The sequence below is a fragment of the Mucilaginibacter pankratovii genome (assembly GCF_014773265.1).
GTDB lineage: Bacteria > Bacteroidota > Bacteroidia > Sphingobacteriales > Sphingobacteriaceae > Mucilaginibacter > Mucilaginibacter pankratovii.
In genome coordinates, this window is sequence record NZ_JACWMY010000010.1 from 152,589 (window position 1) to 173,491 (window position 20,903).

The 20,903-nt window shown below is 46.0% G+C and carries 16 protein-coding genes and 1 riboswitch; of the genes, 8 read left to right on the forward strand and 8 right to left on the reverse strand.

Going from position 1 to position 20,903, the window contains the following annotated elements:
• Nucleotides 1–188 precede the first annotated feature (188 nt).
• Nucleotides 189–300, forward strand: a riboswitch (SAM riboswitch).
• A gap of 234 nt (nt 301–534) precedes the next feature.
• The 3 genes from IDJ77_RS19225 (at nt 535) to IDJ77_RS19235 (ending at nt 4,211) form a co-directional block, all read left to right on the forward strand.
• Nucleotides 535–1,848 (forward strand): O-acetylhomoserine aminocarboxypropyltransferase/cysteine synthase family protein, encoded by a 1,314-nt coding sequence (locus tag IDJ77_RS19225; protein WP_191190613.1) that lies wholly within the window; start codon nt 535–537, stop codon nt 1,846–1,848.
• Between the two features lie 81 nt (nt 1,849–1,929).
• Nucleotides 1,930–2,985, forward strand: a complete 1,056-nt coding sequence (locus IDJ77_RS19230) for a homoserine O-acetyltransferase family protein (protein WP_191190614.1) — start codon at nt 1,930–1,932, stop codon at nt 2,983–2,985.
• Nucleotides 2,985–4,211 carry a homoserine dehydrogenase gene (locus IDJ77_RS19235; RefSeq protein ID WP_191190615.1) on the forward strand — a complete coding sequence of 409 codons (1,227 nt, stop codon included), beginning with the start codon at nt 2,985–2,987 and terminating at the stop codon, nt 4,209–4,211. The genes IDJ77_RS19230 and IDJ77_RS19235 overlap by 1 nt, the downstream gene beginning before the upstream one ends.
• Before the next feature lie 80 nt (nt 4,212–4,291).
• Here the strand turns inward: IDJ77_RS19235 and IDJ77_RS19240 are convergent, their stop codons facing one another.
• The 3 genes from IDJ77_RS19240 to IDJ77_RS19250 are packed head-to-tail and all read right to left on the reverse strand — an operon-like array spanning nt 4,292 to nt 9,906.
• Complete coding sequence (locus tag IDJ77_RS19240) at nt 4,292–5,887, reverse strand: dihydrolipoamide acetyltransferase family protein (protein ID WP_191190616.1); 1,596 nt, start codon at nt 5,885–5,887, stop codon at nt 4,292–4,294.
• A 43-nt stretch (nt 5,888–5,930) separates the two neighbouring features.
• Nucleotides 5,931–7,178 (reverse strand): competence/damage-inducible protein A, encoded by a 1,248-nt coding sequence (locus tag IDJ77_RS19245; protein ID WP_191190617.1) that lies wholly within the window; start codon nt 7,176–7,178, stop codon nt 5,931–5,933.
• 1 nt (nt 7,179) lies between these two features.
• Complete coding sequence (locus tag IDJ77_RS19250; RefSeq protein WP_191190618.1) at nt 7,180–9,906, reverse strand: putative LPS assembly protein LptD; 2,727 nt, start codon at nt 9,904–9,906, stop codon at nt 7,180–7,182.
• Between the two features lie 52 nt (nt 9,907–9,958).
• Here IDJ77_RS19250 and IDJ77_RS19255 point away from each other — a divergent pair, with 52 nt between their 5' ends.
• Together IDJ77_RS19255 and IDJ77_RS19260 are read left to right on the forward strand one after the other, a co-directional pair.
• On the forward strand, nt 9,959–10,879 hold the full coding sequence (locus IDJ77_RS19255) for an N-acetylmuramoyl-L-alanine amidase family protein (protein WP_191190619.1): 921 nt from the start codon (nt 9,959–9,961) through the stop codon (nt 10,877–10,879).
• A 30-nt stretch (nt 10,880–10,909) separates the two neighbouring features.
• A complete protein-coding gene (locus IDJ77_RS19260; protein ID WP_191190620.1) occupies nt 10,910–11,854 on the forward strand; it encodes an MlaD family protein in 945 nt (314 codons plus the stop codon).
• Nucleotides 11,855–11,921: 67 nt separating this feature from the next.
• Here the strand turns inward: IDJ77_RS19260 and IDJ77_RS19265 are convergent, their stop codons facing one another.
• From IDJ77_RS19265 to IDJ77_RS19280, 4 genes are all read right to left on the reverse strand, one after another.
• Nucleotides 11,922–12,839 (reverse strand): ribonuclease Z, encoded by a 918-nt coding sequence (locus IDJ77_RS19265; RefSeq protein ID WP_191190621.1) that lies wholly within the window; start codon nt 12,837–12,839, stop codon nt 11,922–11,924.
• A 16-nt stretch (nt 12,840–12,855) separates the two neighbouring features.
• Nucleotides 12,856–13,233, reverse strand: coding sequence for an STAS domain-containing protein (locus IDJ77_RS19270; RefSeq protein ID WP_191190622.1), 378 nt, complete (start codon nt 13,231–13,233; stop codon nt 12,856–12,858).
• A gap of 54 nt (nt 13,234–13,287) precedes the next feature.
• A complete protein-coding gene (locus IDJ77_RS19275) occupies nt 13,288–14,232 on the reverse strand; it encodes a phosphoribosylaminoimidazolesuccinocarboxamide synthase (protein ID WP_191190623.1) in 945 nt (314 codons plus the stop codon).
• A 135-nt stretch (nt 14,233–14,367) separates the two neighbouring features.
• A complete protein-coding gene (locus IDJ77_RS19280; RefSeq protein WP_191190624.1) occupies nt 14,368–15,333 on the reverse strand; it encodes a PhoH family protein in 966 nt (321 codons plus the stop codon).
• 101 nt (nt 15,334–15,434) lie between these two features.
• Here IDJ77_RS19280 and IDJ77_RS19285 point away from each other — a divergent pair, with 101 nt between their 5' ends.
• From IDJ77_RS19285 to IDJ77_RS19295, 3 genes are all read left to right on the forward strand, one after another.
• Entirely contained in the window at nt 15,435–16,211 is a 777-nt protein-coding gene (locus IDJ77_RS19285) for an SAM hydrolase/SAM-dependent halogenase family protein (RefSeq protein WP_191190625.1), read from the forward strand.
• Between the two features lie 117 nt (nt 16,212–16,328).
• A complete protein-coding gene (locus IDJ77_RS19290) occupies nt 16,329–18,155 on the forward strand; it encodes an ABC transporter ATP-binding protein (protein ID WP_191190626.1) in 1,827 nt (608 codons plus the stop codon).
• Nucleotides 18,156–18,335: 180 nt separating this feature from the next.
• A complete protein-coding gene (locus IDJ77_RS19295) occupies nt 18,336–19,733 on the forward strand; it encodes an MBL fold metallo-hydrolase (RefSeq protein WP_191190627.1) in 1,398 nt (465 codons plus the stop codon).
• Between the two features lie 26 nt (nt 19,734–19,759).
• Here the strand turns inward: IDJ77_RS19295 and IDJ77_RS19300 are convergent, their stop codons facing one another.
• On the reverse strand, nt 19,760–20,896 hold the full coding sequence (locus IDJ77_RS19300; RefSeq protein WP_191190628.1) for a cysteine desulfurase family protein: 1,137 nt from the start codon (nt 20,894–20,896) through the stop codon (nt 19,760–19,762).
• Between the last annotated feature and the right edge of the window lie 7 nt (nt 20,897–20,903).

Sequence of the window (20,903 nt, forward strand, 5' to 3'; positions counted from 1 at the left end):
ATGTCGTTCCATAGGAACGATTGGTGATACCAAGCTCGAGGGCAACGAACTGTGTTGCCATTGAGTGAACGCTAACTATATATGACAATAAAATTAAAATATAATTTGGATATTAAAATCGCATTCACATATATTTGCGCTCGTTAATCGGTAGTAATACCTTAATCAATTCCCCTCAAAAGGATTTTGGTTTATAAAGAAGCGGCGAGAGATCAGGCTCGAAAACCCGCTGGCAACCCTCCAAAATGGAGAAGGTGCCAATTCCTGTCCCGGAAAAAGTATACCCGGGGGATATAAATTTTTAATCATGAAAAGTACAACTTACGTAGCTCAACAAAACACCCAGCAATCCCAATCGGGACAAACTTCTGCATACAACCAAATTATTGGCTGTATTTGTATGTGTTGCTGCTGTTGATCCTGTAACACGTTCCCCCTTTTAATTTTCCGGAAGCACGCGTGATACCCTAAAGGATAGTATTATCCTGTCGTAATTATACATTTTTCATTCAAAAACCCTTAAATCTACAGATTATGTCAAGCTTAAAATTCGAAACCTTACAACTACATGCCGGCCAGGAAGTTGACCCAACTACAGGGGCACGCGCCGTGCCTTTATACCAAACAACCTCTTACGTTTTTAATAGTGCCGAACACGGTGCAAACCTGTTTGCCCTGAAAGAATTTGGCAATATATATACCCGCCTGATGAACCCCACTACCGATGTGTTTGAAAAACGCATCGCGGCGTTGGAAGGTGGTGTAGCCGCTTTGGCCACAGCATCCGGCCAGGCGGCGCAATTCATCGCCTTAAATAATATTTTGCAGGTAGGCGATAACTTTGTTACCTCGCCATTTTTGTACGGTGGTACTTATAACCAGTTTAAAGTAGCCTTTAAACGCCTGGGGATTGATGTACGTTTCGCAAAGGACGATACCGCCGAAAATATTGAACCGCTTATCGACGAAAAAACAAAAGCCATTTACGTGGAAACCATTGGTAACCCCGGCTTTAACATCCCCGATTTTGAAAAATTAGCGGCGCTGGCCAATAAGCACGATCTGCCGCTGATAGTAGATAACACTTTTGCTGCGGGTGGCTATCTGTTTCGCCCCCTGCAACATGGCGCGCATGTGGTGGTAGAATCAACTACTAAGTGGATCAACGGACATGGCACCAGCATTGGCGGTGCTATTATAGATGGTGGCAACTATAACTGGGGCAACGGCAAATACCCGCAATTTACCGAACCATCCGAAGGTTACCACGGTTTGGTTTTTGCCGATGTGTTTGGCGTTAACGGCCCCTTCGGTAATATTCAATTTATTATCCGCGCACGTGTAGAAGGGCTTCGCGATTTCGGCCCGTCGCAATCACCATTTAATTCATGGCTGAATATACAGGGACTGGAAACACTTTCCCTGCGTGTACAGCGCCATGTAGATAACGCTTTAGAGCTTGCCAAATGGCTGGAGCAACATCCGCAGGTGGCTAAAGTGAACTATCCTGGTTTAGAGTCATCGCCACAGCATACCCTCGCCAAAAAGTATTTAAAAAATGGTTTCGGCGCGGTACTTTCTTTCGAATTGAAGGGCGGTAAGGAACTGGCTTCGGCAGTGATAGATAACCTGAAACTGGTGAGCCATCTGGCTAATGTTGGTGATGCAAAAACACTCATCATTCAGCCATCGGCAACTACTCACCAGCAACTAAGCGATGCCGAGCAGCTGTCTGCCGGTGTAGCACCTGCCCAGCTGCGCGTTGCGGTTGGCATTGAACATATTGACGATATTAAAGCTGATTTTGCCCAAGCGTTTGCCAAAGTGGCCGAGTTGGAATTAGCATAAGGTGTTTTTTAGTTTTTAAAGTGATGTTATGAGGGAATAGTTGTTTTAGCCAACTGCTCCCTATTAACGAAAAGTACAGAAATGAGTTTACAAAGTTTTACATACACAGGTACATTCGAGCTGGAAAACGGCAGTAAAATAAAAGATCTGCAAATAGGCTACAATACTTATGGCAGCATTAACAAAAACCGCGATAACGTGGTTTGGGTATGCCATGCACTCACAGCAAATTCGGATGTTTTTGATTGGTGGAAAGGTTTTTTTGGAGCGAACGACCACTTTAACCCCGAGGAGCATTTTGTTATCTGCGCCAATATTTTGGGTTCGCCGTATGGTACGGTTAGTCCGTTAAGTATCAACCCAAGCACCGGGCAGCCTTACTATCTTGCTTTTCCCGAGTTTACCATTCGTGATATTGTAAAAGCACATAAACTATTGGCCGACCATTTAGAGATAGCGCACATCGAGATCCTGTTAGGTGGCTCACTGGGTGGCCAGCAGGCTTTGGAATGGAGCATCATCGAACCGCAGCGTATCAAAAATTTGATACTGATAGCTACCAATGCCCGCCATTCGCCCTGGGGGATAGCCTTTAACGAGTCGCAGCGCCTGGCTATTACAGCCGACCGGACTTTTTACACCAACGCGCCCGATGGCGGCAGCAAGGGCCTTAAAGCGGCACGAAGCATAGCGCTCCTATCCTACCGTAGCTATAAAACCTATGATATTACCCAGCAGGAGGATGATCACGCGCTTACCGATAACTTTAAAGCATCCAGTTACCAAAGTTACCAGGGGCAAAAACTGGTAAACAGGTATAATGCCTATAGCTACTGGTATTTAACCAAGGCGATGGATTCGCACAATGTGGGCCGCGGCCGTGGCGGGGTTGATAAGGCATTAAGCCTGGTGAAGGCCCGCACGCTGGTTATCGGCATTAAATCTGATGTATTGTTCCCTGTGGAGGAGCAGCAGTATTTATTCAGGCATATCCCAAAATCCGCCTTCGCCGAGCTGGATTCGTTTTACGGGCACGATGGCTTTTTAATTGAAACACAAGATCTCACAAATATTGTCACTTCGTTTTTTAAAACCGACGTGAAAGGAAAAATTATAGAATTGCAAAAAACTGCTTAATGAGTAAGAAACTAAACATTGGCCTCTTCGGTTTTGGAGTGGTAGGCCAGGGACTGTACGATATTATCCGCACCAAAAACCTCAACCTCGAAATAAAGAAAATAGCCATCAAAAACCCCGGTAAACTGCGCACTCTGCCGCAGGAACTGTTTACCACCGACCGGGATGAGATACTAAATAACCCCGAGATAAACACCGTTGTTGAACTGATAAATGATACCGAAGCCGCGTTTGAAATTGTATCTCGCGCCCTGGCATCCGGTAAAAATGTGGTATCGGCCAGTAAAAAAATGATCGCCATTTACCTGCGCGAATTGATTGAACTGCAGGAGAAACACGGCACTTCGCTATTATACGAAGGCGCTGTTTGTGGTAGCATCCCCATCATCCGCAACCTGGAGGAATATTACGATAACGAATTGCTGCACTCTATCAGCGGGATCTTCAACGGCTCATCCAACTATATCCTGTCTAAAGGTTTCTTAGAGGGTTTAGATTACGATAGCGCCCTTAAGCAGGCGCAGGATCTGGGCTTTGCCGAAACCGACCCCACTATGGACGTTGGCGGTTATGATGCCAAATTTAAGCTGATTATAGCGGCGGCACACGCTTACGGCGTTATTGTGGAACCGGAAAAGGTACTGAATATCGGCATCCAAAACCTCAGCGCAAACGACCTGCAATACGCCCGCGAAAAAAACCTGAAGATAAAACTGGTACCCGTTGCCAAGGAGCTGGATGCCCGTAACGTAGCGATGTTTGTATTGCCAAAATTTGTAACCGAAAGCGAGTTTTTATACAACGTAGAGTACGAATACAACGGCGTAACCGTACAGGCCGCCTTTGCCGATCAGCAGTTTTTCTTTGGAAAAGGCGCGGGCGGCCACCCTACCGGTTCGGCGGTACTATCAGATATTGCAGCGCTGCGTTACGACTATGGCTATGAGTATAAAAAAGCTAAAGCGGTTAGAGATCTGCACTTCACCAACAACATTGAGCTAAACATTTACCTGCGTTATGAAGATGAGGTATTGGTAGAAGCATTAGAATTTGAGTCGATAAAAGAACGTTATTACTCAGGTAGTTATAAGTTTGTTATCGGAAAGATCAATTTACAAAAACTGATAGACAACCAACAACGTATATCAGATAACAAGGCATTCGTAGCATTTGCCGATCAGCTAACAGGGGTCAGTTTAGCCCCGGCAAAAATACCTGCCGCCTGAAGTTTTTTAGTAGATTCTTCAGGTAAAACAGAAGGCCCTTTACGGGCCTTTTGTTTTTTGTAGAATTCACATTTAATTAACTATATATTTCGGCTTATATCCCAGTTTTCGAGGTAGTCGGCTACCTTGCGTACAAATGTTCCGCCTAATGCGCCATCTACCACCCTATGGTCGTAAGATAAGGAAAGGAACATCATGTGCCTGATGGCAATAGCATCACCCTGAGGGGTTTCTACTACGGCAGGCTTTTTCTTGATGGTGCCAACGGCTAATATAGCCACCTGTGGCTGATTGATAATAGGCGTACCCATCACATTCCCAAACGAACCTACGTTGGTAATAGTGAACGTACCATCCTTTACATCATCGGGCAGCAACTTACCAATCCGGGCGCGGTGCGCCAGGTCGTTCACGGCTTTGGCAATGCCCAGCAGGCTCAGCTCATCGGCGCGTTTTATTACCGGTACTATCAGGTTACCATTTGGCAGGGCGGTTGCCATGCTAATGTTGATATTCTTCTTCTTGATGATCTGCGTACCCACAACCGATACGTTGATCATCGGCAGTGCGATAATCGCTTTGATAACCGCCTCGATGAATATCGGGGTGAAGGTTAGCTTCTGCCCTTCGCGTTTTTCAAACGGGCCTTTTACTTTTTCGCGCCAGTTCACCAGTTCGGTAACATCGGCCTCCACAAAAGAGGTCACATGCGGCGAAGTGTGCTTGCTGTAAACCATATGGTCGGCTATCAGCCTGCGCATACGATCCATCTCGATAATTTCATCCCCGCCGGATACCGATGCGGCAGGTTTTGCAGCAGGTTTCGGCGCTTCAGTCTTTGGCGTTTCGGGTTGAGCAGATGAAGTGGCGGATTCCACTGCCGGTTCTTCGGCAACAGCCGGTGCAAGTTGCTCCACAGGCGCAGGCGGCGGGGTATACGGCGGCGGTATGGCAGCGGTATACGTTATCACCGGATCCCGGTGAATTTCGGGCTCGGCAACAGGTTTTGGTGGCGCTACCGGCTGCGCAGGTGCTGCAGTAGCTTTTGCCGGCCTGTGCTGTATGTAATCTAAAAGATCGTCTTTGGTTAAGCGGCCATCAGCGCCGGTGCCCGGGATGTGATCCAGTTCATCATTTCCTATGCCTTCCTGTATAGCTATGCTTTTAACCAACGGTGAATAAAAACGGTTATCGAATTTAACGTTGCTAACTGTTATTGCCGGCCTTTGCTCTAACTGGCTGATGCCGGGGATCTCCTGCGCAGGAGCCGCGGCAACCGGTGGTGCAGGCGCAACATTTTGCGGAGCAGGCGGTGCCACATTTTCTGATGTGGGTTGCGGTATTGGTGGTGCAACTGGCGCAGTATAAGCAACAGGTTGTGGAATTGTCTCGGCTACCGGTGCCGGAGTTGGCGCGGGTTCTTCTGCTTTATCGGGTTCGGTTTCTATAACCGCGATAACAGCACCTACCTGCACTACGTCGTCTTCTTTGTAAAGTTGTTCTATTAATTTACCAGCTACCGGTGAGGGGACTTCAGAATCCACCTTGTCGGTTGCAATTTCCATCACTGCCTCATCTATCTCAATGTGATCACCCAGACCTTTGGTCCATTTGATCACGGTCGCCTCCGCAACACTTTCCCCCATCTTCGGCAGTAACAATTGGTATTTGGCCATACACAAGTATCGTTGGTTTGGTCAAAATTATAGATTTTGGCGTTTACTTTTTGTATTCTTTGAGTAAAGTAATCAACATAAAAAATGCCCATACGGCACTCCTTTCGATGTTTTGCAGCCGTTTGTTACCAAATGTGAATTTCTTTACAACCGTTTTATTTGCATTTGCCGCCGCAATCCATACGGTACCTACCGGCTTTTCGGGTGTGCCCCCGTCCGGGCCGGCAATTCCGGTTACGGCCAAGGCGTAATCCGTTTTAAAATTGAGCAGGGCCCCCTCAACCATTTCTCTCACGGTTTGCTCGCTCACCGCGCCATTATCATTTAAAGTGTCGGTTTTTACCCCCAAAACGCTTTGTTTTAACTGGTTGGCGTAAGATAACACCCCGCCGAAAAACACCTGCGAGGAGCCCGCATGCTGGGTTATTAAATGAGAAATATAGCCACCTGTACAGCTTTCGGCAACAGATAAAGTGAGGCCCTGTTTTGCCATTAAATTCAGCACCACTTTTTCTAAGGGGATATCCTCTTCGGCAACTACGGCGTGCCTTACACGCTCTATAATTTTGGCTGCATGCAGGTCTATTTCTTTTTGTAATAAGGCAGCGTCATCGCCGTCGGCACTTAAGCGTAGGCGCACCTGCCCCAATTTTGGCAGGTAAGCAAGCTTTATATGGGTTGGGAGCGAATCTTCAATATCCGCTATTTTTTCGGCAAGGAAGGATTCCCCTTCGCCCACGGTAAGGATTGTTTTATGGATGATAACCGGCAATTTCAGCTGAGCCTGCAATTTGGGTATCACCTCCTCCTCTACCATATATTTCATCTCGAAGGGTACCCCCGGCATCGATACATAGATCCTCCCGCCGCTGTTGAACCACATCCCGGGCGCTGTGCCGTTCTTGTTCAATATCACTTCGCAGTTTGCGGGCACTTCTGCCTGCTTGCGGTTTACTTCTAATAAGGGGCGGTTGTATTTTTTAAATATGTTAGCTACATTCTCCAGCGCGGCATCATTTAAAACCATACCCACGTTAAAATATTCGGCCAGGGTTTTCTTGGTGATGTCGTCCTTGGTTGGGCCAAGCCCGCCGGTTATCAAAATAATATCGGCACGGGCGGCAGCTTCGGCAAGGGCGGCGAGGATATGCTCGCGATTATCAGATACCGATGAGATCTGTTTTACACGGATGCCGGCATGGTTCAGTTTTTCGGCCATCCAGGCGGAGTTGGTATCCACTATCTGCCCTATCAGTATCTCGTCGCCTATGGTTATAATTTCTGCCAGCATTTTATTGAAAAGATTGATTGTTGGTATAATCGTTACGCTTGCTCAGTTTCAGATCCTGTAATATCGAGGCCTTTACTTTCAGCGTAACGTTGTACGATTTATAGTACCCAAACGGCAACCACTGGATAGACAGATCCCAACAGTGCAGGTCGCGATAGATAGCAAACGAGGTTGCACTGCTAAGTTTCGCTGCCCGCAGATCGTACGTAGTATTGTACTGTATCTTCCACTTTTGTGTAATGCTCACGTCGCCGCTAAGCATTAACGTATTGCTTGCATTGCTGCTGATAATGTTATTTTGATAGTTGAAACTATAGTTGACGGATAAATTCCAGGGTACGTTAAAATCAACATAAGCACTTGGGTCGCTATTGATGAGGGCCAGCCGTTGCGCCTGATCCGGGTTCATGTTGGCTATGGCACCATTAGCGTTTTGCTGCTGCTTTGGCCGGAAGGTTGAAGGGTTTAAACTCGCGCTCATGGAGAGATTGAAGTTTTGTAGCATAGGGAATTTGCCATCGCGTATGCTGAGGCGGTTTATCCGGCGGATATAGTTTTGTACGTTGCCGTTGGAGATGGAGTCGCGTACGAGTGTGCTATAAGGGTCGAATGTTCCACTAAAGTTGATGTTTATCTTCTGATTTAATATCGACGTGTGCCCTGATACGCTAATGTTTGATAATTTTAGCGAGTCGGCTGCGAAGTTATAAAACGTAGAAATCGAAAGCCCCTGTAATATCGGTATCTTCCTGTCTATGCCGGATGTATCGGTGCTTTTTGGTTTTACTTTAGCTTCGATGGTGTTATCCAGCGAGAAGCCGATACCGGCCTGTTTACCCGAAGATGGCCCGCCGTATACCGATTGCTCGAAAATAGAATATCGTTGAGAAGTGTACGGGTAAGGCACACTTGCGGTACTTACAGCCGTGCGGTAATAGCCATAGCTTGGATCGCCAAAATCTGGCCGGTAGCTAAAGCTCAGCTGTGGCGTTGTGGTGGTACGAATTGCCTTTAAATTGCCTTTCTTAAACTGTATGGTGCTGTAAACTTTGGTTGATACGCCCGCGTTTAAGCTGTATTCGCCGGCGCGGGTAAAGCCTGGTATAGTATCGGTAATTGGCGTAAGCGAGCCGTTTATACTTCCCCTGTCGAAGCTTTTGCGGATGCTTTGGAAATACCACCGCTCTACGTAATTACCACCTGTGCTAAACTGAAAATATTTTAAAACATTTAAGTTGAGCGAAACAGGGATAGTATGCTGAAAACCATTTTGCAGCCTTTTGGTGAGCGTAGTCTTTGTAAATAATTCAGATTCGGGCACGTTATTTATCTTGTTGGTACCAACAAGGCTATAGCCCACGTTTAGTTTTTGATACCATTTCTGTTCGCCAACGCGGTCCTTTGGGTCAAAAGGACTAATGGTAGCCATGTTAAAGCTGAAGGTAGGGAGTTCCAGGGTTACCGTTTTTTTGGTAAGATCCTGCGAGTGGCCCAAACTTACGTTTAAGTTGAAAGGCGTACCCGGCCAGGTTTTGCCGTAGTTGATGCTGGAGCGAAGGTTGTTTTGTGTAAGGGCTTCCAGGTTGTAATTATTCTGCCCCGGGCTGTTTTGATAAAAACTTGAAGTACCCGCGTTTACCGATGCGCTGAAAGTGGTACCCGGGTGCGCGTTGGGGTCCTGCGAGTGCGACCAGGTGATGTTGAAATCCTTACGCGCGGGGTCACCTACCAGCCCGTAATTGTGCGAGCCGTAACTCAGTGTTAGATTACCTCCATATTTATATCTTTTTAGATAACGCGAGTTGGCGCTTAGTTCGTAAGAGCCCTTGGAGTACAGAGATGTCATGAAGGTTACGTCAATATTATCATTGATCCCCACATAATAGCCAAGGTTGCGCAAATAAAAGCCCAGGCGCTGGTCTTCACCAAAAGTTGGCAAAATAACGCCCGATGTTCGCGTGTTTGGCTTTGGAAAAAAACCGAAGGGGATTGCGAACGGTAACGGCACGCCCTCCACTTCGAGATAGGCCGGGCCGGATATGATGCGGCTTTTTTGCCCTATACCTTTGGTAATTACAATACCAAAATGCGTATCGGGGAATGGCAGCGCGCAGGTACTGAAGATAACGTTGCGATATGCCACTTCATCGTGCGGCAGTACTTTGGCTAAACCGCCCGAAATGTAGTTGCCATCCTGCTCGGTTGCCGGGTTCCATATCTTACCTTTTTTGGTATCGTAATTAAACATCAGCGAGTCGGACTTCACCGGTTTTTCATCCTTTGATTTGGAAATGGGCCTGCCCGGGCCGTATCGTTTTTTGGGATCTAGAATGCCACGGGCGAAGATCAAATGGTTTTTTTCGTCGATACGGATGTATTCGGCGTTCAGTTCAAAATCTTCATAAACAACTTTGGCGTTACCATACAGGTACGACATTTTGTTCACCCTATCGGTATAAGAGGAGTCTTCCGCGGTAGCCCTGATAAGAGATTTTAAGCCCGATCCTTTCGGCGTAGTGTCCCGCTTCGCGGTAGAATAACCTACGCCATTGTCATTTTTTGCTCCTTTTACGGGCTTTTTTAGCTTAAGCAGCTTTCGGTCTCGTACAGAATCAAGTTTTATAATGGTATCTTTAGCAGAAGTTTTGCCATGCGCGCTATTTGCAGACGCCGCCACACTTGCTATTAAGATAATTGCAAACAGAAAAAAAAGGCTAACTAATTTCAAAATTGATTATGAATAGTATTTTTGCAGGTACAGTTAACAGCGTTCAAACATAATGAAAAATAAAATATTGAACAGGTTGAAAAAATTGATTTCGGTTTCGGCGGCATTATTTATATGCTTATCGTTGTTTTCATTTAAGTTAGAAGCTTCCACAAAAAAAGATACCCTAATAAATAGTTTCAAACTCAAAACTATCATTATAGATGCAGGGCACGGTGTAAAAGCCGAGGGCTCGCCTCCGGGGCATTATTCGCGTGGTGCAGATGGATCTTTTTCTTCGGAAAGGAATGTAACGCTTGCTATTGCACTAAAATTGCAAAAAGCAATTGAAAAAGATGTTAATGGTGTAAAGGCTGTTTTAACCCGTACAACGGCCGATGACGTGTCTTTTGAAAGGCGGGCGGAAATAGCCAACCAGGCCAAAGGGAACCTGTTTATATCTATCCACTGCAATTCCTTATCAGACAGGGTAGTACGCGAACGCGTAGGCACCAAAAAGCGTAAACCCGTTTACCGTTCTGTTAGGGTTCCCGATCGTTCTGGTAAAGGCGTGCTGATGCTTATTTACGGTTTACACCGCTCGCGCGAGGAAGAAAATGCCATTAAAAGTAACCAGGTGGAGGACGACTCGGACATCAACGGCGACGCGCTGGACCCTAACGACCCAACCGTTATTATCCTTACAAACGAGTACAAGCGAAAATTTCGTAAACAAAGCGTGAATATCGCAAACTTTATTAACGATGAGCTTGTTGGGAATGACGGGCGCCGCAGCGAAGGATTACGCGAACAAGGTATTTATGTACTTTGCCACAGCGCAATGCCATCGGTACTGGTAGAAACGGGTTACATTAACAACCCCGACGAGGAGGAATATTTAAACTCCGAAGACGGGCAAAATGAAATTGTTGATTCGATAGTGCGGGCTATAAAGAGCTACAAAAACCAAATTGAAGGAGTTACAACAAACTAACATATATCATAAACACATACCTACCCTACCTTGAAAATATCAAACGAAACCAAAATTGGGGCACTAACCGCTGTCTCTATCACTATACTTATACTCGCCTATAGCTTTTTAAAAGGGAACGATGTTTTTTCGGGTTCCAATAAATTTTATGCCGTTTACCGCAGTGTTGAGGGTTTAACTGTATCCAAACCAGTGCTTGTTAATGGTTTCCAGATAGGCCGCGTATCAAAAATGCAGCTGCACGAGGATGGGCGCACTACCGTGGAGTTTAAAGTAAACTCGCAATATAAAGTACCCGAAAACACGCTGGCTAAATTAGAAAGTACCGACCTGCTGGGCGGAAAAGCCATTGTATTTGAATTGGGTAACAGCCCCAACCTGGCCCAGGACGAAGATACCCTGCGTGCCGATATCCAGGGTAGTTTGGCCGAAAGCCTGCAGCCTATACAGCGTAAAGCCGAAGTGCTGATAAACAAGGTTGACTCTGCCATGGGTGCGATCAATAAAATTTTGAATCCGAATTTTCAGAAAAATGTTGACAGGAGCTTTGCCAGTATTGCAAATTCCTTGCAAACGCTTGAGAGTACCACTAAAAAATTAGATGCATTGGTGGGCGCGCAAAGCGGGCATATCGACCGGATAATGGCTAATGCCGAAGCTACCTCGGGTAACTTAAAGGTAAGCACCGCAAGGCTGGATGGCATTGCCGGAAATTTCCAAAAATTCAGTGGTGATTTGGCTAACTCCAATATCAAGGAAACTTTAAATAATGCCAATAAAGCCGTATCTGATTTGCAGGCAACTATGGCAAAAGTAAACAGTACCGATGGCTCGTTGGGCTTATTGCTTAACGACAGGAAGATGTACGATAATTTAAATAACGCATCTAAAAACCTGGATAACCTGATGATAGACCTCAAGGCACATCCAAGCCGTTATGTGCACTTCTCCATATTCGGTAAAAAAGGAAATTAATTGGTGCTTAGTAAGTGGTGAGTCGTTGATAGGAATCTTTCCCATTAACTGCTCACCACTCACCGCCCTATTCCGATATCACAAACGTTTTCCCCTCCACCGCGAGCTCCGTATTTGGGAACACGCTTTGGGCTTCGTCTAATAACTCGTTCAGAGTTTTATAGCGCGCAGAGAAATGGCCGATGATAAGTTTAGCAGCGTTTGTTTTTAATGCCACCTCGCCTGCCTGCAATGCCGTTGTATGGTGGGTTATTAAAGCCCTATCCAGCATATCGTTCAAAAAGGTAGACTCGTGGTATAATAACGATGCCGAGTTGATCTGCTCAAAATACTTTTCGGTGTATAGCGTGTCAGAACAGTAAGCGTAAGTTTTTGGCTCTTCCGAATCAATGGTAAGCGTGTCGTTTTTGTAGATGGTGCCATCCGGTGCCTCGTAATCGCGCCCTCTTTTTAGTGCTGTGTAATAAGGTACCGGGATCTCCAGTTTTTCCAGTTTTTCTTTAATGAGTTTGCGCAAACGCTTTTTCTGTTTAAATAAAAAACCGGTAGTGGGGATGCGATGATCCAGCGGGATAGTCTCTACAATAATATCCTGGTTATCCAATATCACTTCCGGCTTTTCATCCGAAGTAAAAATAAACTCTACGGGATAGTGCAAAGTTGTTTCGGAGTATTTCAGCTGCAGATCAATGATCTCTTTTAAAGGCGCGGGACAAAACACCTTTAAGGCTTTTTTACGGCCATTAAGATGCAGGGAAGATAATAAACCTACCAGGCCCAGGTAATGGTCGCCGTGCAGGTGGCTAATAAAAATATAGTCGATGCGACTGGCCTTAATGTCGAAACGCAGCATTTGTTGCTGCGTTCCTTCGGCGCAATCAACCAGGTATAACTTTTCGTTAATGTTGAGTACCTGTGCTGTTGGGTTGCGGTTAAATATGGGTGTTGCAGAGCTGCTGCCCAGTATTGTTACTTCGAATTTCATACCGGGTGCCCCGAAATTATCTCATTTCTCTCTTCAGTTCTTTTTCTATCTCTTCCATAAAAATAAGGTCGATGGCCTCTTCGCAAGAGGGAACAATGGAAAGTACATTATCTAATTGCGAAATGGTAACCAAACGTGCAACTGCATCGTTAAGGCCAGCTAAAATAAACGACCCGTTTGCATTTTTACAAAGGCGGTGGCCAACCAATAAGCTGCTTAAGCCAGATGAATCGGCAAACTTCACCTGCGAAAGATCGAGAACGATGTTCCGCTGCCCTTCGGTGTTGATCAGAATAAGTTCTGATTTAAGCTGAGGGGTTATCAGTGAGTTCAGTTTTGATTCGTTAAGCTTAATAAGGATGTATTTCTCGTGCTTATCAACCGTATATTTCATTTTTGAAGTATTAAAAAGCTAAGATATAACTTATTTTATGTTTAATTAAAAAAATTACAGTTCGGCCAGGGCGGTATTGATGTTACGCTCTACCCGCTGCAAAACATCTTCATCGCCGGGTTTTACAAATGCTTCGCCGGTAATTTGCTGGTATAGCTCAATATACCTGTCGGATATGGATAAAACGATTTCCCTCGTCATTTCGGGCACTGTTTGTCCATCTTTGCCCTGAAAGCCATTCTCAATCAGCCATTTCCGCACAAATTCTTTAGAAAGCTGTTTTTGCGGCTCATCGTTTTCCTGACGTTCGGCATAGCCGTCGCTGTAAAAATAACGCGACGAATCGGGGGTGTGGATCTCGTCTATCAGGTAAATGGTATCGCCAACTTTACCAAACTCGTATTTGGTATCAACCAGTATCAGCCCCTGCCCTGCCGCTATCTCGGTACCGCGGGCAAAAAGCTTGCGGGTGTAATTTTCTAACTGAACGTAGTCTGCTTCGCTAACGATGCCTTTAGCCAAAATATCTTCGCGCGAAATGTCCTCATCATGCCCTACCGATGCTTTGGTAGTTGGAGTGATAATTGGTTCCGGTAGTATATCGTTCTCTTTTAATCCGTCGGGTAAGCTTACACCGCAAACCTGGCGTTTGCCTAAGGTATACTCACGCGCGGCATGGCCGGCTAAATAACCGCGGATCACCATTTCTACCTTAAAGGGCTCGCAGATGCGGCCGATGGTAACGCTTGGATCGGGAACGCTAAGTACCCAGTTGGGTACAATGTCAGCAGTAGCCTTTAAAAATTTAGCAGCGATTTGGTTAAGCACCTGCCCCTTAAACGGAATTGGCTCCGGCAGTACCACATCGAAAGCGGAGATCCTGTCGGTAACCACCATAGCCAAATACTTATCGGCAATGGTATATACATCGCGCACCTTGCCTTTATAGTAGGCGGTTTGCGATGGGAAATTGAAATGTGTTTCTTTTATAGCGTCCATGTGAATGGGTTCATAGTTGATGGTTCATAGATCATAGCCGAAATCGGAGATGACTGCACCTGTTAACGATTTACCTATGGAACATAATTATCATAAACTCAAAGTGCTATGAACTATGAACCATTATCTATATTCTTATTGTATATCCCCGTAAGCCTCCAAAATGCGGCGTACCAGTTTGTGCCTTACAACGTCTTCTCCGCTCAGGTAAACAATGTCGATACCTTTGATGTCGGTGAGGATGCGGAGTGCCGTGTACAGGCCCGATTGCTGTTTTTTCGGTAAGTCTATCTGGGTTACGTCGCCGGTTACAATAAATTTGGCCGATGGCCCCATACGCGTCAAAAACATCTTCAATTGCATATCGGTGGCATTTTGCGCCTCATCCAATATTACAAAGCAATTATCAAGCGTACGGCCGCGCATAAATGCCAATGGGGCAATTTCTATGGTGCGGTTCTCCAGGTAAAGTTTCAGCTTCTCGGCCGGGATCATATCGTCAAGCGCATCGTATAGCGGGCGCAGGTACGGGTCTATCTTCTCCTTCAGGTCGCCCGGTAAAAAGCCCAGGTTCTCCCCTGCTTCAACCGCCGGGCGGGTAAGGATAATGCGTTTAATTTCTTTGTTTTTGAGCGCACGTACGGCCAGCGCAACAGCGGTATAAGTTTTACCGGTACCTGCTGGGCCGATGGCAAACAGGATATCGTTTTTGCCAATTCCATCTACCATGCGGTGCTGGTTGGTGGTGCGCGCACGTACCATTACGCCGTTAGGCCCAAAAACCAATACCTCGCCGCTGGCAAATTTATCTGCTGCGGCAGGTTCACCGGTTGAGGATGCAGGTTTAGGCTTAGTGCCCAGGATCCGCTCTACATCGTTCGCGTTAAGGCTTTCGTATTTTTCGAGGTGCTGCACCAAACGATCAAATTTTTCCTGGAAGGCGGTTAACTCCTGCTCATCACCCAAAACTTTAACTTCACTGCCGCGTGCAACTATTTTAAGCTTAGGATATTGCTTCTTAATGATCTCGAAATGATCGTTATTCGGGCCCCATAAAACGGCGGGGTTTACTTGTTCAATTGATAGTTTTAGCTCGTTCAATACTAATTGATTTTTTCAGTTGCAGATTTTTATGAATTAAAAATTTAATATTTGCACCTTTAAATGCTCACACAAGATTAGTAATAAATATTATAAAATTAATGGCAATTATAACTTTAACTACTGACCTGGGCGATAAAGATATTTATCAGGCCGCCCTTAAAGGTAGTATTTTAAAGTTACTGCCAACAGTAAATATTGTAGATATTACTAACAATGTGGCTGCTTTTAATGTGCAGCAAGCGGCCTTTATACTCAAAAACAGCTTCTACTACTTTCCGGATGATACGGTGCATTTAATAGGTATAGATACCGTTTACAATAACGCCACCCGCTACCTTGCCGTGCGCTATAAGAACCATTTTTTTGTAGGTGCCGATAACGGCATCTTCTCGCTGATGTTTGATGCTGAACCACAGGAAATTGTGGAGATAAATATTATGCAGGACCTTAAATTCCTGCACTTCCCGCTGGCGGATATTTTTGTGAAGGCGGCCTGCCATTTGGCCAAGGGTGGTACACTGGCTAAAATAGGGTTACCGGTTAGCAATGTGGAAAACAAATCTAACCTGCACCCGGTAATCGACAATAATTTGATCCGTGGCGCTGTGATCTATATCGATTCGTTTCAGAATGTGATCACCAATGTAACCAAGGAGTTTTTTAACCGCGTACAGCAGGGGCGCCGTTTTGTACTCTACTTTAAACGCAACGAAACCATCACCCACCTCAGCTGGCACTACAACGAAGTACCCGAAGGCGAAAAACTCTGCCTCTTCGGCATCAGCGACCACCTGGAGATAGCCATTAACAAAGGCAACGCCAGTGGATTGTTAGGGTTGAATGTAGGAGATAGCGTGATCATTGATTTTCATTAGTATGCAATAGTGAGCTCGTTGCTCCCCTCTTTTCACCCTTGCGTCAATTTTTATTCCTATAGTATAAATCGAACTATAAACCCTTAGTTTTGCAGGTTGATAATCATAAACTGATACATGGCAAGAGGACGATTGAATAGTGGCGCCAAAGCAGAGGCAGAATTACCAAAAGCGAAGATAAATAAGCAAAGTCTGCAAAATGTGGGTAAGCTGCTCAGCTACATAAAACCTTACCGCGCAAAGTTTATAGCCGGGCTGTTTTTTCTTTTTATATCGAGTTTGGTGGGGCTTGCCTTCCCTGCTATTTTGGGGGCGCTGATAGATGCCGCTCAAGGCACCCAAAAATTTAAATTCATTCCGCTAAGCCTTACCGCTATTGGTGTAGGCGGTTTTATATTACTTTTTGCCCAGGCTTTTGTATCATTTTTCAGGGTAGTATGGTTTGTGCAGGTGGCTGAGAAATCGCTGGCCGATATCCGCCGCGATACCTATTTTAAGCTGATCACCCTGCCGATGAATTTCTTCGCCAATCGCCGCGTTGGGGAATTAAACAGCCGCATCAGTTCCGACCTTTCACAAATACAGGATACCCTTACCACAACCTTTGCCGAAATAATAAGGCAGGTAATTATTATGGTGGGCGGTGTAATCTTGCTGGCCATCGTATCCGTAAAACTTACCTTAACTGTATTGGCTGTGTTGCCTTTTATGGTAGCCTTCGCTGTTGTTTTCGGGCGTTTTATCCGTAAGCTCTCCAAACAGGCACAGGATAAACTGGCCGAATCGAACACCATTGTAGAAGAAACTTTACAAGGCATAGCCAATGTAAAAGCTTTTGTTAACGAAGCCTTTGAGGCCGGCCGCTACAATAATATTTTACAGGATGTTGTGAAGATAGCCGTACGCGGCGCCAAATTCCGCGGCATATTTGCATCATTCATCGTGTTTTGTTTGTTTGGTGCCTTTGTGGGGGTAATCTGGTACGGTTCTGTTATGGTTAGCCACCATGAAATGAATGTGGGCGACCTGACCAGCTTTATTATGTACACCATATTTGTGGGTGCGGCAATGGGCAGTTTCCCGGACCTCTACGCCAACATCCAAAAGGCCGTAGGCGCTACCGAACGCGTGCTGGAAATCCTTGGTGAGCATGGCGAAGATATCTCCATCATCGATGACAATAACACCATCAACGAAAGAATCCAGGGCAACCTCTCCTTCTCTGATGTAGTTTTCGCCTACCCTTCCCGTTCGGAATTAACGGTTTTGAATGGTATTTCCTTCGACGCAGCAGCGGGTCAAAAGGTTGCCATTGTGGGCCCAAGCGGCTCGGGTAAATCTACCATGGCGGCATTGATACTGCAGTTTTACCATCCGCAAAGCGGCACCATTTTATTTGATGGCCGCCCGGCAGATGATTTTGCGTTAACGGATATCCGTAACCAGGTGGCCATTGTACCGCAGGATGTATTGCTGTTTGGTGGTACCATTATGGAGAATATAGCCTACGGTAAGCTTAACGCCTCTAAAGAAGAAATTATACAGGCCGCCAAACGTGCCAACGCCGATCAGTTTATTACCTCATTCCCCGAGGCTTATGAAACTGTGGTGGGCGAGCGCGGCGTAAAACTTTCGGGCGGACAAAGGCAGCGTATTGCAATTGCACGCGCATTGTTAAAAAATCCTGCTATATTGATCCTCGATGAGGCAACCTCGTCTTTAGACTCTGAATCGGAGCGTTTGGTGCAGGAAGCATTGGAAGAATTGATGAAAGGGCGCACCTCTATTATCATTGCCCACCGCCTCTCTACCATCCGCGAAGCTGATAAGATCATCGTGCTGGAAAAAGGTAACATTATAGAGAACGGCACTCACCAGGAACTGGTAGCCAACGAGCAAGGCCTTTATAGGTACCTGAGCCAGTTACAATATGAGGTTCAGTAGTTCACTGGTTCATTAGTTCATTGGTGGAAAGCCGGTGAACTTAGTAAACCGACGTCAACTATCATAAACAATTATCTATTTTGCGATTAACATAACCGTTCTTAGTTCTAAAGATTCATTTGCAATGTAACCAACCACGCACCAATGAACAATTGAACTAATGAACCACTGAACTAAAAGATGAAATTAACCATACACGGGGCGGCCCGGCAGGTAACCGGCAGTATGCATTTACTGCAGGTTGGCCAATATAAAATACTGATAGATTGCGGGCTGGATTACGAAAAGGATCACAATTTGCAGGTGAACGAAGATTTTGGCTTCGATCCTGAGCAAATTGATGTGGTGGTGCTCACCCACGCGCATATCGACCACTCGGGCAACCTGCCAACGCTGGTGCGCATGGGCTTTAAGGGTCAAATTCTTTGCACGCCCCCTACTGCCGATCTTACAGAACTTCTCTTAATAGATTCGGTAAACATATTTTTAAGCAAAGCCGATAAGGGCAGGCGCAACCGTAAACGCCATAAGCATGGCAACAGCGGCCCGCAGCCGCTTTATCTGCAAAAACACGTAATGGACACGGTGGAGCGCTTTGTAACCATTGGTTTCAACCGCCCGTTCCGCATCAATGGCGATATTGAACTTACTTTTATCCAGGCAGGACATTTATTGGGTGCTGCCGCTGCTGTTTTTAAAGTAGTGGAAGACGGCGTAGAGAAATCAATTGCATTTACCGGCGATATCGGCCGTAAAAACTACCCGGTATTGAACGACCCGGAGCCCCTGCCGCAGGTAGATTACATAGTGAGCGAGGCTACCTACGGTGGCCGTACGCACACAAAAGGTAAATCGGTAGAAGAAACGCTGGTGGAAACTATCGAAAAGGTTTGCATCAAAGAGCAGGGCCGGCTCATTATCCCGGCATTTAGCATCGGGCGCACGCAGTCGCTGGTATTCGCTTTAAACAAGATCTTCAGCACCGGTCTGTTGCCGCCGGTGGCCATATTTGTAGATAGCCCGATGGCAACACGCGCTACCGACATCTTCCGCAAGCACCATAGCCTGGTAAACCCCGAGGCGCAGGAGTTTTATAACCGCCAGGGCGATGAATTTGAATTTGATAACCTTACGTATGTAGAAACGCTGAAAGACAGCCGCCAGGTTTCTAACTATTACGAGCCCTGTATCATCATCTCTTCGGCGGGGATGCTGGAGGGCGGGCGGATACAAGATCACCTTTTTTATAATATCCAGAATTATTACTGTACCATTCTTTTCATCGGTTACTGCGCCAAAGGTACTTTAGGGTACCGCCTGCTGCGTGGCGACCCTATCGTCCACATTAAAGACCGCGACCTGGCCGTTTACGCCACCATCAAAAAAACGGACGTATTAAGCGCCCACGGCGACCATGAGGACTTGCTGAATAATATCATGCAGCAAGATGTAAACAAGCTGAAAGGCGTGTTCCTGGTGCATGGCGAAGCCGTGAGTATGCAGGCATTAGCCGATGCTTTGGGGCCCGAAGGTTATCAGGTAACAATACCCGAGAAGGGTGTGGTTTACGAGTTGTAGCGCAACTTATACTTATTGCAATATTCTTATGCAGCTACAGCTTTGTATAAAGCCGATAATCTTTCTACGGTATAATCAATTTCTTCAGCAGTATTAAATTTACTGAACGAGAAACGGATATTGTTTCGGGAGGTATCTGCGCCGATAGCTTTCAACACATGTGATACCGAACCGGTTGAGCAGGCACTGCCGCCGGACACGGAGATGTTATGCTGATCGAGGTAAGTAAGCAAATCTCCGGTTGCATAACTAACGGGCAGGCTTGCATTTAGCACGGTGTACAGGCTCTTATCGGCAATGGCCGAGTTACCGTTAAACTGCACATCTCCTATTTGCTCCTGCAATTTAGCTATCATCCTGTTTTTTAAGCTTTGGATATAAACCCGGTGCCCGTCGATATCGCTATAGGCTACTTCCAGCGCCTTTGCCAGGCCAATGATGCCGTGGATGTTTTCGGTACCAGCGCGTAGTTTTCGTTCCTGCGCCCCGCCGTGCAATAATTGTGATAACTGTACGCCATCGCGGCAGTATAAAAAGCCCACGCCTTTTGGCCCATGAAATTTATGTGCAGATGCTGCTATAAAATGTGTTTTTAGTTTCGACAGATCGTGCCGGTAATGGCCCATGGTCTGTACGGTGTCTGAGTGGAAAAGTGCGCCCCTGCTTTTACAGATCTCGCCTATCAGTTCAATGTTATTCAGGTTGCCTATTTCGTTATTGGCATGCATTACCGATACCAGCGATTGTTTGTTATCCCTCAAAAGATCATCCAGGTGGTTAATATCCAGGTTGCCGCGGTTATCGGTATTAATAAAACTTAATTTTATTTCGCCGTTGTTTTTTAAAACTTCGAGTGTGTGTAGCACGGCGTGATGCTCAAAAGGTGTAGTGATCACATGTTTTATTTGATGAGAACGTACGCTCGATAGTATAGCCGTGTTATCTGCCTCTGTCCCTCCGCTGGTAAATACAATTTCGTTTGGCGATGCGTTCAGCAGATCGGCTATGGTAGCGCGCGCGCCGTCTATGGCAACCTTTGCCTCGCGCCCATGTGCATGGTGCGATGATGGGTTACCGTAAAATTCTAATAAGTAAGGAGTTATTGCTTTAAAAACTTCGTTATCCAATTGGGTGGTGGCGGCGTTGTCCAGGTAAATTCTCATTGTCTTT

Coding starts and splice junctions, on each gene's coding strand:
- IDJ77_RS19245 (WP_191190617.1), bottom strand. CDS start 7,178: ATGCTGGCAGAAATTATAACCATAGGCGACGAGATACTGATAGGGCAG.
- IDJ77_RS19230 (WP_191190614.1), top strand. CDS start 1,930: ATGAGTTTACAAAGTTTTACATACACAGGTACATTCGAGCTGGAAAAC.
- IDJ77_RS19225 (WP_191190613.1), top strand. CDS start 535: ATGTCAAGCTTAAAATTCGAAACCTTACAACTACATGCCGGCCAGGAA.
- IDJ77_RS19300 (WP_191190628.1), bottom strand. CDS start 20,896: ATGAGAATTTACCTGGACAACGCCGCCACCACCCAATTGGATAACGAA.
- IDJ77_RS19235 (WP_191190615.1), top strand. CDS start 2,985: ATGAGTAAGAAACTAAACATTGGCCTCTTCGGTTTTGGAGTGGTAGGC.
- IDJ77_RS19275 (WP_191190623.1), bottom strand. CDS start 14,232: ATGGACGCTATAAAAGAAACACATTTCAATTTCCCATCGCAAACCGCC.
- IDJ77_RS19240 (WP_191190616.1), bottom strand. CDS start 5,887: ATGGCCAAATACCAATTGTTACTGCCGAAGATGGGGGAAAGTGTTGCG.
- IDJ77_RS19285 (WP_191190625.1), top strand. CDS start 15,435: ATGGCAATTATAACTTTAACTACTGACCTGGGCGATAAAGATATTTAT.
- IDJ77_RS19295 (WP_191190627.1), top strand. CDS start 18,336: ATGAAATTAACCATACACGGGGCGGCCCGGCAGGTAACCGGCAGTATG.
- IDJ77_RS19270 (WP_191190622.1), bottom strand. CDS start 13,233: ATGAAATATACGGTTGATAAGCACGAGAAATACATCCTTATTAAGCTT.
- IDJ77_RS19265 (WP_191190621.1), bottom strand. CDS start 12,839: ATGAAATTCGAAGTAACAATACTGGGCAGCAGCTCTGCAACACCCATA.
- IDJ77_RS19290 (WP_191190626.1), top strand. CDS start 16,329: ATGGCAAGAGGACGATTGAATAGTGGCGCCAAAGCAGAGGCAGAATTA.
- IDJ77_RS19255 (WP_191190619.1), top strand. CDS start 9,959: ATGAAAAATAAAATATTGAACAGGTTGAAAAAATTGATTTCGGTTTCG.